This window comes from Streptococcus sanguinis (assembly GCA_013378335.1).
In the GTDB taxonomy this organism is placed as follows: Bacteria; Bacillota; Bacilli; order Lactobacillales; family Streptococcaceae; genus Streptococcus; species Streptococcus sanguinis_I.
Genome location: CP040556.1, coordinates 279,823 through 291,309 on the forward strand (window position 1 = coordinate 279,823; position 11,487 = coordinate 291,309).

General features: G+C 43.0%; 11 protein-coding genes and 1 pseudogene. 11 read left to right on the top strand and 1 reads right to left on the bottom strand.

The features are described from left to right. The first annotated feature begins 40 nt into the window (after positions 1-40). From FFV08_01555 to FFV08_01595, 9 genes and pseudogenes are all read left to right on the top strand, one after another. Positions 41-241, top strand: coding sequence for a hypothetical protein (locus FFV08_01555; GenBank protein ID QLB51479.1), 201 nt, complete (start codon positions 41-43; stop codon positions 239-241). A gap of 87 nt (positions 242-328) precedes the next feature. After that, a complete protein-coding gene (locus FFV08_01560; GenBank protein QLB51480.1) occupies positions 329-1,330 on the top strand; it encodes a uroporphyrinogen decarboxylase in 1,002 nt (333 codons plus the stop codon). A 15-nt stretch (positions 1,331-1,345) separates the two neighbouring features. Beyond that, a complete protein-coding gene (locus FFV08_01565; GenBank protein QLB51481.1) occupies positions 1,346-2,230 on the top strand; it encodes a transporter substrate-binding domain-containing protein in 885 nt (294 codons plus the stop codon). A 206-nt stretch (positions 2,231-2,436) separates the two neighbouring features. Further along, the gene (locus FFV08_01570; GenBank protein QLB51482.1) at positions 2,437-3,129 is read left to right on the top strand and encodes an amino acid ABC transporter permease; all 693 of its coding nucleotides are present in this window, start codon (positions 2,437-2,439) and stop codon (positions 3,127-3,129) included. A 3-nt stretch (positions 3,130-3,132) separates the two neighbouring features. After that, entirely contained in the window at positions 3,133-3,819 is a 687-nt protein-coding gene (locus tag FFV08_01575; protein QLB51483.1) for an amino acid ABC transporter permease, read from the top strand. 12 nt (positions 3,820-3,831) lie between these two features. Further along, on the top strand, positions 3,832-4,596 hold the full coding sequence (locus tag FFV08_01580) for an amino acid ABC transporter ATP-binding protein (protein QLB51484.1): 765 nt from the start codon (positions 3,832-3,834) through the stop codon (positions 4,594-4,596). Between the two features lie 459 nt (positions 4,597-5,055). Beyond that, positions 5,056-7,194: an ATP-dependent Clp protease ATP-binding subunit gene (locus FFV08_01585; GenBank protein QLB51485.1), complete on the top strand. Its 2,139-nt coding sequence runs from the start codon at positions 5,056-5,058 to the stop codon at positions 7,192-7,194. Positions 7,195-7,561: 367 nt separating this feature from the next. After that, a complete protein-coding gene (locus FFV08_01590; protein ID QLB51486.1) occupies positions 7,562-8,569 on the top strand; it encodes a beta-lactamase family protein in 1,008 nt (335 codons plus the stop codon). Positions 8,570-8,596: 27 nt separating this feature from the next. After that, positions 8,597-8,851 (top strand): annotated as a pseudogene (locus tag FFV08_01595) (hypothetical protein). A 13-nt stretch (positions 8,852-8,864) separates the two neighbouring features. On the opposite strand, the gene FFV08_01600 reads toward FFV08_01595, so the two are convergent. Then, positions 8,865-9,809, bottom strand: coding sequence for an IS30 family transposase (locus FFV08_01600; GenBank protein ID QLB51487.1), 945 nt, complete (start codon positions 9,807-9,809; stop codon positions 8,865-8,867). A gap of 140 nt (positions 9,810-9,949) precedes the next feature. Here FFV08_01600 and FFV08_01605 point away from each other — a divergent pair, with 140 nt between their 5' ends. Together FFV08_01605 and FFV08_01610 are read left to right on the top strand one after the other, a co-directional pair. Continuing rightward, a complete protein-coding gene (locus FFV08_01605; GenBank protein QLB53256.1) occupies positions 9,950-10,525 on the top strand; it encodes a CPBP family intramembrane metalloprotease in 576 nt (191 codons plus the stop codon). Between the two features lie 204 nt (positions 10,526-10,729). Next, complete coding sequence (locus tag FFV08_01610; GenBank protein QLB51488.1) at positions 10,730-10,987, top strand: hypothetical protein; 258 nt, start codon at positions 10,730-10,732, stop codon at positions 10,985-10,987. The last annotated feature ends 500 nt before the right edge of the window (positions 10,988-11,487 follow it).

Below are 11,487 nucleotides of genomic sequence, written 5' to 3' on the forward strand. Positions count from 1 at the left end.
GATAAAGAGCAATTTTCAACTCTTTCAAGGAGGAAGATAGATGAACTGGTATCAAAAACGGCTTGCTGCTCTTGCTCTGATATTCTTGATAATAGGAAGCTTTCTGTGCATCAGTCAGATTTATGCTTATCAGTCTTCAGACAAAAAAGAAGATGACTTGCAGGTGCTCAAGAAACTGCCAGAGCAGTCAACTGGCTTGATGCAGCCCAATGATATCGCGGCTCTGCTCTTGTCGGATTAGAATTTTACTTAAAAAGATGAATTAGCCTAATTAAAAAGCTAAAAAACAACTCATTGGCTAGATAGGAACAATAAAAAAGGAGAGAAGATGACTTCAAAAAGAGAATTAGTACTGAAGGCTTTCAGAGGAGAGCCCGTTGACCGAGTGCCAGTTGGTTTCTGGCATCATTTTACCAGCGAGGAAGAGTGGCTGGCAGGTTTTGGAAATCAGGCCATTATTGAGAAAAATCTGGCAGGTCATCAAGCTTTTCTGGCAGAAGTCGAGCCAGACTTTATCAAGCTGATGAGTGATGGTTATTTTGCTTATCCTAACGAGCGCTTGAAAAAAGTCCAATCTATCAAGGAGTTGGCAGATATTGAGCCGCTAGGTGCTGACCACCCTTGGATTAGTGAGCAGGTGGAGCTGGTTCAGAAGATTAAGGCTAGCTTTACAGAGGACTTGGTCGCTATTTACAATATTTTTGCGCCAGTGACCTATTTCAAATGGTTGGTCGGCAAGGTTGCCGGTGGAGATGACATCATTGCAGATTTCTTGGCGGAGGATGCGGTACTCACGAAGCGGGTGCTGGATGTGATTGCTCAAGATATTGCGACTCTGACAGAGCGGATTATCAAGGAAGCTGGTGCGGATGGAATCTACCTCAGCGTTCAGAGCATTCAGGATGCACGGGTGTCTGCTGAAGACTATAAGGCTTTTATTGCTCCTAGTGAATTGGCGATGCTGGAAGCAGCCAGCGCAGCTGGCGGAGTGAATATCCTGCACATTTGTGGCTACGAAGGCGCGCGAAACGATGTTCATCTTTTCACAGATTATCCAGCTCAAGTCATCAACTGGGCAGTAGGGCCAGAAGGCATCAGCCTAGCGGAGGGCAGGAAATTGTTTGGCGGCCGGACTGTTCTGGGTGGTTTTGAAAATGGCAAGGACGGTCTGCTCTACACGGGCAGTCAAGCGGCTATTCAAGACGAGACCAAGCGGCTGATAGCAGAGGCTGGCAAGGACGCTTTGATTATCGGGGCTGACTGTACTATTCCAAGCGACATTAAGGCAGAGCGGATTCAGTGGGTTCGTCAAGCAGCAAGCTTATCATAAAAAGGAGACGAAAGAATGAGTAAGAAAAAATGGATTATTGGTGGAGCAGCAGTGATTGCTATTGTAGCGGCAACTTATTTGGGTCGGACCTTGACGGGGGCTTCATCTAGCAAGACGAGCAGCTCTGCATCAGGCAGTGGCAAGGTCACAACTTTGAAAGTGGCACATACACAGAACTATGTTCCTTATGACTTTGTGGATGAAAAAGGCGAATCAGATGGCTATGAGGTTGCTGTTCTCAAGGCCATTGATGAGAAGCTGCCAGACTATCAGTTTGAATATACTGGTACCAGTGATGAAGATCTCTTAGTCGGTCTGGAATCTGGGAAATATGATATTGGAACCAAGGGAGCATGGTACACCGAAGAGCGGGCGAAGAAGTTCATCATTCCAGAAAGCCCAATCGGGGCTAGCATTATCGGTTTCACTATCCGCAAGGAAGATGCTGAAAAATACAAAACTATTGATGATTTTGCCAAGGAAAAGGGTAAGCTGGTACCAATCTCTCCGCAGAATGCTCAATGGGCCGTTATCGAAGAGTATAACAAAAAGCATAGCGGTGCTCCTATTGATTTGACTGCAGCAGAGTCCTTCAAGGTAGCTGATGCTTATGCTTGGGTTCTGGAAGGGCGCTACGATGCTTTCTTTGACATCAAGCTGTCTTTTGAAAAAGCTGTGACAGACAAGGAAGGTTCTTACCATCAGTATGCGGATCAACTGACTTGGTTCCCTTACAAGGGGATTCCGACCTATCCCCTGCTTCATAAAAACGAAAAAAATGAAGAATTTGCCAAGGCATACGAGAAGGCAATTAAGGAACTGGAAAAAGACGGAACCTTGGCTAAACTATCGGAGAAGTATTTCGGAGAAGATGTCTTCTCTTATGTGGACAAGGATTAGTGGCTGCTGTCTGCTGATCACGGAAAATCAAAGGCTGACTGAGAAGCTAGCTGAATAAAGAACTGGAGAGTTCCAAGCTGACCTTGATGCTGTTTGAAGGAATTTTCAAAGAGGATAGCTAGGTGAGAGCATGGCTGCTCCAATCTGAAAGCGCCCGTCCAAGAGAAGCTTATTCTATCTAATCACTGTCGAAGGAGAAGAAAATTATGGTCTCGTATGACTTATCCCGTGTCTTTGGCCTGCTGCCTAGTCTGCTGCAGGCTCTGCCGACCACTTTATGGATTATGTTTGTGACAGCATTGATTGGCTCCTTGCTGGGTGGTCTGTTGGCTTGGGCTCAGATTGCTGAGGAGCAGTCTTTTGCTGGTCTGGCTAGAGGATATATATTTATTCTTAGATGTACACCGCCTATTGTCTTACTTTTCTTGGTTTTTTATGGCATTCCAGAGTTTTTAGAATGGTGGCTGGGGCTGGATATCAATAATTGGTCGCGGACTGTGTTTGTCATCATCACCATGATTCTGCTCTTTGCGGCCATGATTGCGGAAGTCTTCAAGGCAGCTTATCTTGCTGTTCCCAAGGGACAGACTGAGGCAGGTCTCAGTATTGGCTTGACACCGGCGCAGACTTTTCTGCGTATCGTCCTGCCACAGGCTTTTCGCATCGCCCTGCCCAATCTGACTACTGCCCTTCTTAATCTCATGCGGGATGCTGCGCTGGCTTATACGATTGGGGCTGTTGATGTCATGGGAGCAGGACAAAATCTCATCAGCCGTAATCTGGGAAATTATTCCCTAGAAACCTATACAGCGGTGGCCTTGATTTACTGGGGGATTGCCCTAGTGGTTTCGCTGGCTTCCCAGCTTCTGGAAAAAAGTCTGACAGTCAAGGAGAGGTAAAGCATGGATTTGAATTATATTGTAAATACCTTTCTGGTAACGTTGAAAGGCATACCGGTAACCTTAATCATTATGGTGGTGGCTATTCTGCTCAGCTTTATTCCAGCTCTGCTTCTAGCTCTGGGACAGATTTATAAAGTTCGAGGTGTGCGGACCTTTTCGGTGGTTTATCTGGCCTTCATTCGGGCGACGCCTCCTATTTTGCTCATTCTCTTTTTCTACAGTCTTTTTCCAAGCTTACTGAATCAAATTTTCAAAAGTCTGGGTAGTCAGGTAGACGTCTTTAAGTTCAATCCGCTTTACTATGCTTTCATTATTTATAGCCTGATGACAACAGGGAGTTTGTCGGAAATACTGCGCTCTGCCATTTTGACAGTGGATAAAGGGCAGTTGGAGGCGGCTCAAGCGATTGGTTTAACGAATTTTCAAGCCTATCGGAGAATTGTTTTTCCTCAGGCATTGCGCTCTGCCTTGCCTAATCTGGCCAATCTGGTTATCAATCTAGTCAAGGGAACCTCGCTGGTGTTTGTCATGACTGTCAAGGATATCACAGCCTTGGCTAAGATAGAGGCCTCCCATTCTTACCAGTATTCAGAGTCTTACCTGGTGATTTTTGTTATTTATCTCATTATTTGTGGCTTGATTCAGTGGATTTTTAGGAGCTTGGAAAAGCGCTACGCTCTTGCTTAGGAAGGAAAGATTATGTTAGAAGTAAAACATATCTCCAAACGATTTGGAGAGCACCAGGTGCTGGCAGATGTCAGTCTCAAGGTCAATCAAGGCGATGTTGTGGTTATTCTGGGACCCTCAGGCTCTGGGAAAACAACATTTCTGCGCTGTCTGAATCACTTAGAAAAAGCGGATAGCGGCCAGCTGACTTTGTCTGGTAAGGACTATGATTTGGCTAAGCTCAGCAAAAAGGAGATTTTGGAAATTCGTAGAAAGACGGCCTTTGTCTTCCAGCATTATAATCTCTTTGCCAATAAAACGGCCCTTGAAAATATCTTAGAGGGCTTAGTAATCGCTCGTAAGATACCGAGGGAAGAAGCGCTTGAGATTGCGGAAGAGTCCTTGAAGCGCGTGGGCCTTTTGGCCTACAAGGACTATTATCCTTCTCAGCTATCAGGCGGTCAGCAGCAGCGGATTGGAATTGCCCGTGCCATTGCTGTCAAGCCAGATGTCATCCTGCTGGATGAACCAACCTCGGCTCTAGATCCGGAATTGGTCGGTGAAGTTCTCAGCGTCATGAAACAGCTGGCTCAAGAGGGAGTGACCATGGTCGTTGTGACCCATGAGATGAGCTTTGCCCGTGATGTGGCCAACCATGTCATCTTTATGGACGGAGGTCACATCGTCGAAGAAAATCCTCCTCAGGAATTCTTCAGCAGTCCAAAGGAAGAGCGGACCAAACAGTTTCTGTCCCGCATTCTGTCGGATGCCAGCTATAGTGTAGAGTATATGATTTAAAAATCTGGATTGTGTCCAGATTTTTATTATAATAAATCGTCTTTATAGGAATGAAAAGGATCTAAACGAAAATTTTGATTACAACTGTAAATTTATTTTAAAAAATTATGTAAAATCTATTGACAAATAAATTCTGTCATGGTAAAATTACAACTGTAAACAAAAAAGTTTACGTAAATTTAATCAGAAGGTATGAATACAGCCGTAAGGCAATTATTTTTGGGAGGATTAAAAATTATGTAAAATCATCTTCTTCTGAAAGGAATCTAATTCACTCATAAAAGTAGAGGCTGACTCAGTCTTGATTTTTGGGAATCAGATAAGTTATGTAAAATAATAGATAGGAGAAGATCTCCCAAATGAATATTTATAGTAGATAAGGAAGAGATTTCTTATCTGGAACTTTGGTAAAAGTAAAAATTATGTAAAGCGAAAAATGAAGAAAAGTGAGGCAATGCTATGAACAACAACTACAACAATTTTAACAATATGGACGACCTTTTCAACCAACTCATGGGGCGCATGGGCGGCTACAACAGCGAACACCGGCGCTACTTGATTAATGGTAGAGAGGTCACACCGGAAGAGTTTGCTCAGTATCGGGCTACTGGCAAGCTCCCCGGTCAAGGAGCAGGTGAGCAGACTAGCCAGACTGCTGCTCAGGGACCTAAGCAGGATGGTATCCTGGCTAAGCTAGGTCGCAATCTGACCCAAGAAGCGCGTGATGGTAAGTTAGATCCAGTCATTGGGCGCAATAAGGAAATCCAAGAAACTGCTGAAATCCTTTCCCGCCGGACTAAGAATAATCCTGTATTGGTCGGAGATGCAGGTGTCGGAAAGACAGCTGTCGTAGAAGGATTGGCTCAGGCTATCGTCAATGGTGATGTGCCAGCGGCCATCAAGAACAAGGAGATTATTTCTGTTGATATTTCTGGTCTAGAAGCTGGTACTCAATATCGTGGTAGCTTTGAAGAAAATATCCAAAACTTGGTCAATGAAGTCAAGGAAGCCGGCAACATTATCCTCTTCTTTGATGAAATCCATCAAATCCTAGGAGCAGGATCTATCGGTGGAGATAGTGGCTCTAAGGGCATGGCGGATATTCTCAAACCAGCACTTTCTCGCGGTGAGCTGACCATTATCGGGGCTACTACTCAGGACGAGTACCGTAACACCATTCTCAAAAATGCAGCTCTGGCTCGCCGGTTCAATGAAGTCAAGGTCAATGCACCGTCTGCCGAAGATACTTATCAGATCCTTCGAGGTATTCGGGACCTGTACGAAAAGCACCACAATGTCATCCTGCCGGATGAGGTGCTGAAAGCAGCTGTGGACTACTCTGTTCAGTATATTCCACAGCGGAGCCTGCCAGACAAGGCGATTGACCTGGTCGACGTGACGGCAGCTCACCTGGCAGCCCAGCATCCAGTAACTGATGTTCATGCGGTTGAACATGAGATTGCTGAGCAAAAAGACAAGCAGGAAGCAGCTGTTGAAAAAGAAGATTATGAAGCAGCTCTGAATGCCAAGACCCGCATTGAAGAGCTGGAAAAGAAAATTCAAAACCACACCGAGGACATGAAGGTAACGGCTACGATCAACGATGTAGCAGAGTCTGTTGAGCGGATGACGGGAGTGCCGGTATCTCAGATGGGTGCCAGCGACATTGAGCGCCTCAAGGGCATGAATGACCGTCTCAAAGCCAAAGTTATCGGCCAAGACAAGGCTGTAGAAGCTGTGGCTAGGGCTATCCGCCGTAACCGTGCAGGCTTTGATGAAGGCAACCGTCCAATCGGAAGCTTCCTCTTCGTTGGTCCGACAGGTGTCGGAAAGACTGAGCTTGCTAAACAACTGGCTCTAGATATGTTCGGTACCAAGGAAGCCATCATCCGTCTGGATATGTCTGAATACTCCGACCGGACTGCCGTTTCCAAGCTGATTGGTACCACTGCGGGCTATGTCGGCTATGATGATAACAGCAATACCTTGACTGAGCGTGTGCGCCGCAATCCTTACTCTATCATCCTCTTGGATGAGATTGAAAAGGCGGATCCACAGGTGATTACCCTTCTCCTTCAAGTTCTGGATGACGGTCGTTTGACAGATGGTCAAGGGAATACAGTCAACTTCAAGAACACGGTTATCATTGCAACTTCCAATGCGGGCTTTGGCTATGAAGCAGGCTTGGAAGAGGATGCAGAAAAGCCTGATCTGATGGATCGACTCAAAGCTTATTTCCGTCCAGAGTTCCTCAATCGTTTCAATGCAGTTATTGAGTTCTCTCATCTCAAGAAAGAAGATTTGATGGAGATTGTGAATCTCATGCTGATTGAAGTAAATCAAACCTTGAGCAAGAAAGAAATTGATCTGGCAGTATCTGATGCAGCTAAGGAATTCCTGCGCGATGCTGGTTATGACCAGGTCATGGGTGTTCGTCCGCTCCGTCGTGTCATCGAGCAGCAAATTCGTGACAAGGTGACTGACTTCCACTTGGATAATCTAGATGCTAAGCACTTGACGGCCGATTTGGAAGATGGTGTCTTGGTTATCCGGGAAAAAGGCGCTGCCGCATCTGAAGAAGACAAGCAGGCAGAATAAAGCTTACTAAGTCAATTAAGTTTTCAAAGACCTCCTTCTTAGATGAAGGCAGGTCTTTTTTGTTGAGTAGGAATTCCAAATAAATCCCCTTTCTGGAAATTAATTAGGATTTATTCCAAAATCTCAACTAACCCCTTCTTAACAACACCTAAAAGAAATGTTACTATTAGGTATATAAAAACATTGAAATCTGATGCTGATGAAAAGCCAGGATTGCTTAGGAAGTATTGGTAAAATGAAACAAAGTTTTGATATTGCCGAAGCAGTCGATGACTCGAATCAACCTAGCTTCTCTCAAATAAGAGATTAGGCTCGCATGCTTTAGGATTTTCAAGGAAAAATTTAGACAATTTGGAGGAAAGCAGCAATGACAACTTTTCTAAAAAGCAGGCAACTTTATGAAGCCAGTATATTAGCCTATCAAGGGGATCAACTCTATTTGGAAGAAAACAAGGGACAGATGACGAGTGACACGCCTTTTGCCATTGCCAGTATTTCCAAGTTATATACTGATGCGATTGTTTTCCAACTGATTGACCAAGGAAAGCTGACCTATAATACAGGCTTGACGGATATTTTACCGCCAGAAGTGACCAAGCATTTGCCTCAAGCTGAGCAGGTCACTGTACGACATCTACTAGATCAAATATCCGGCTTTCCGAATTATGAAATGGATCGTCAAACAAATGGTAAGGTTTTGATAGATGACTTGTACAAAGCCGATTGGCGGGTAGCTTTTGAAGAAGCCCTGGAAATGATAGCAGAATTGCCAGCTAGATTATGTCTGGATGGAGATAAAGCCTACTACGCTGATATCAATGCTATGCTCTTAGGAAAAATGGCTGAAACAGTGACTGGCCAGACCGCTGAGCAACTATTAGAACACATCATTTGCCAGCCGCCTCAGCTTAGTCAGACCCATTGGGCGACAGGCCATGAGAAACTTGCTCCCCTATACAATGGCCAGCAAACTATAGCTTTTCAAGCCTATCTTTCCAGTCAAGTCTACCAAGGCGGTATTGTGGCGACTAACAGGGAGTTAATGACCTTTATCCGTGCTTTCTTTACTGGCAGATTGTTTGCAAAGTCCCATATTCAGCAGCCGGCTTTTCGCCCTATTCAATTCCGCCCTCTTAAGTATGGCAGCGGTATGATGCAGCTGACAATCAGCTCTTTCATGTCTCTCTTTTTCGGTGGCGCGCATGAAATTCGCGGTCATAGTGGGATAACAGGAAGTTTCGCCTTTTATTGTCCAGAAAAGGATGTCTTTGTAACAGGTACGTTCAACCAGACAAAAAAACGTCCCTACCCTACCATTTTTCGGGCTATTGCGGCCAGTGTCAAGAGACAGAAGGATTTAAAACAAGAGAGATGAACAATTTTTTGACGAAAGGAGACTGCTATGAAACAGTCCATAACTACAATTAAGCGCAATGTCATTATCTTTGCATTCTTCAGCACCCTATGTGGCTGGATTGGTTATGTTGTTGATAAAGTAACCGGCTAAGCTCATTACGGAAATATCGGAACAGAGATAAGAAGCGGCTCTTTAGGGATGCTGATTTGGCTGGTAGCTCCGTTAATCTGTACCATCTTTCTTCGAAGCTTTGGCGGAGACGGCTGGAAAGAGGCAGGGTTTTCCATTAATTTTAAAAACCTAAATTGTCAAATTAAGTTAGACTTTTCAAGTAACTCAGAAAAACTTGGTATGGTGTTTGATAATTTAAAGATTTCCTAGGAATTCTATTTCTTTTATCAGCGATAGCTGATAAATAATTTTGAGAAATAGCAGTAAAATCCATTTGTTTCGGTAATCCATTTCGTCTTAATAAGCCATTAGAATGTTCATTGAGGCCTCTTTGACCAGGACAGCCTGGATCCGCAAAGAAAATATCAATGTCATGCGCATTCGAAATAGACTTCCAATTAGAAAATTCTTTCCCACAATCAAAAGTTATCGACTTAAAGAGATGGCTGGGGACTTGAGACAACCATTGATTGATGGAAACCTCAATATCACTTGCTTTCCGTCCATTAGTTTTCAGTGTGATGATGGCTTTTGAGAGGCGTTCTACCAAAGTAATAACCGCACTTTTGTGTTTCTCGCCAACAATGGTATCCCCTTCTAGATGACCAAATTCTGTCTTAAAATTAGGATAAATGGCTGCTCTCTCACGTAAATCTCTGCGAAACGCTTGTTTTCCTCGTTTTTCGCTATGACCATTTGGTTTTCTTTTGCCTTTCCAAGGGAGATCCTCTTTCTTTAGAATACCACGGTCTGCTAGTCGATAGAGAGTTCTCATAGAACAAGAAATCCTATCTGGATAAGCTCCCTTAATGACATCAAGGCTCCAGCTTAGATTTAAATGAGTTTGGATAAAATCTTTTTCTGCTTGTGTAAGCCTTGTTTTATTCCTGCCACAGCGTTTCTTATTGATTTTATATCGGTTATAGTAATCATAAGCAGAGTGCTCCTCTTTCAGATAGTTGATGACATTGTAGATGGTCTGTTTTGATCTTCCAAGAGCTTTTAGAATATCTGTAACTTTTATACCTTCTTTGTAGTAAGCCTCTATCATTACAAGCTCGTTTGTGGTAAGATGTGTATAGGTCATTTATGTTAGTTCCTTTCAGACAAATGTGGTGTTTATCTGAGCCTAACATAGATGGCTTTTTCTGTCTAGCTTAATTTTACAAATTGGGAAATAATAAAAAATTATACCTTGTTAGTTTTTTAGTCTACCCTCTTGTTACGATGATAGTGATATTCTTGGGATTGATGACACAAGGCATCAGAGTGACAGATGTGAAGGTCGAGTTCACGGCCTATCTTGGAATCTTGCTAACACAGATAGGGACTCAATTCATAAAAAATATTTTTGAAGAATCTGTTTGGAGGGCATATCTTACCAATCAATTAATCAAATTAAAATTATCCGACTTAAAACTATATCTACTTGTTGGCTTTATCTGGTGGATTTGGCATCTGCCTTACATTATGAAGTTTCTGTCTGAGAGAGAAATCCAAAATACCTTGCCGGTTGGAAGGTTTACATTTTTCCTTATCGGGATGATAACTGTTGCATGCTGGACGGTCATGTATACAGAGATTTTTAGAATTACCAAATCTGTTTGGCCGCTGGTAATTATGCATACTATGGAAGATGCAGTTATAAATCCTTTACTATTACTAGGATTTGTCTCGGTAGAAAAAAATCAGGCTTTCCTCTTCTCGCTTTCAGTGGGGATGATTCCGACTATTCTTTATTTAACAGTCGGTCTAGCTATACGGAAATGGAGGAAAAAACAGGAATACGGAAAGACGAGCTAACAAAGTAACAAAAGACGATAATGTTGATTTATTTTTCTACTTAATAGAGGCAAAAGACTCTCAAAAGTCTATAAAATTTGAAAAGTTGACATTTCAATGAATTATGTTCTAATTTTTTTGTAATTTTCAAGTTTTTATATATGTAAATGTCAGAAAAAAGTGTATAATAGATTAGTAAATTAAATTTTAGGAGAGGATTTAATTATGAAAAAGTTGGATATTACAACCATGCCTGACTATAGGAAAGTCGAGGCTGTTGTTCAGTTGTTAGTTAATGGAACCTTAACTAGTTATCGAATAGCGACGGATGCAAACATCAGCAAGATGAGTATCCTGACCTTAACTAAAGGGACCAGCAAAATTAAGAACATTACTTATCAAACTGCGATGGCCTTAATTAATTGGTATGAAGAAAATCATGAAAAATATGGCATCACCATTCATCAAAAGGCCGCAGGATAGTCTAAAACTATGATGTAGCTCAACCCTAACCCAGCTAACCATTTGGATAGCTGGGTTTTTCTATGCCTCTTAATGAGACAAGCCAGAGGCGCAGTCGAATTTAGAGGCATTGATGCAGACTAAGCGCAAGCGAAGTCTACGTTCCGATAATTTTTTAGCGATTGCCGGCTCGCAGAGTCAAGCAGAGCTTAGAGGCGAAGATGCCGTTTGAGTAGTAGCGAGAACTAGGTTCTGCTAACACTTAATGAGACAAGCCGGTGGCGCCGTCGAATTTAGAGGCATAGATGCAGTTTGAGTAGTAGCGAAAACTATGTTCTGAAAAAACTTCATGAGACAAGCCAGCGGCGCCGTCGAACTTAGGTGCAGCGATGCTCACTTTCTTACTTTTTTCTGTCCTTAGGGGCAGATTTTTTTGACAGTCCAAGAGTGAACAGTCACCTGTGTAATTCTTGGTCTTTTTGTTACCGTTTTCAAGATTTATAATAAATCTATAAGAATAA

What these genes read in the sequence shown, in the direction of transcription:
- FFV08_01590 (QLB51486.1), top strand. Translation starts at nt 7,562, where the DNA reads ATGACAACTTTTCTAAAAAGCAGGCAACTTTATGAAGCCAGTATATTA.
- FFV08_01585 (QLB51485.1), top strand. Translation starts at nt 5,056, where the DNA reads ATGAACAACAACTACAACAATTTTAACAATATGGACGACCTTTTCAAC.
- FFV08_01610 (QLB51488.1), top strand. Translation starts at nt 10,730, where the DNA reads ATGAAAAAGTTGGATATTACAACCATGCCTGACTATAGGAAAGTCGAG.
- FFV08_01570 (QLB51482.1), top strand. Translation starts at nt 2,437, where the DNA reads ATGGTCTCGTATGACTTATCCCGTGTCTTTGGCCTGCTGCCTAGTCTG.
- FFV08_01600 (QLB51487.1), bottom strand. Translation starts at nt 9,809, where the DNA reads ATGACCTATACACATCTTACCACAAACGAGCTTGTAATGATAGAGGCT.
- FFV08_01580 (QLB51484.1), top strand. Translation starts at nt 3,832, where the DNA reads ATGTTAGAAGTAAAACATATCTCCAAACGATTTGGAGAGCACCAGGTG.
- FFV08_01565 (QLB51481.1), top strand. Translation starts at nt 1,346, where the DNA reads ATGAGTAAGAAAAAATGGATTATTGGTGGAGCAGCAGTGATTGCTATT.
- FFV08_01560 (QLB51480.1), top strand. Translation starts at nt 329, where the DNA reads ATGACTTCAAAAAGAGAATTAGTACTGAAGGCTTTCAGAGGAGAGCCC.
- FFV08_01605 (QLB53256.1), top strand. Translation starts at nt 9,950, where the DNA reads ATGATAGTGATATTCTTGGGATTGATGACACAAGGCATCAGAGTGACA.
- FFV08_01575 (QLB51483.1), top strand. Translation starts at nt 3,133, where the DNA reads ATGGATTTGAATTATATTGTAAATACCTTTCTGGTAACGTTGAAAGGC.
- FFV08_01555 (QLB51479.1), top strand. Translation starts at nt 41, where the DNA reads ATGAACTGGTATCAAAAACGGCTTGCTGCTCTTGCTCTGATATTCTTG.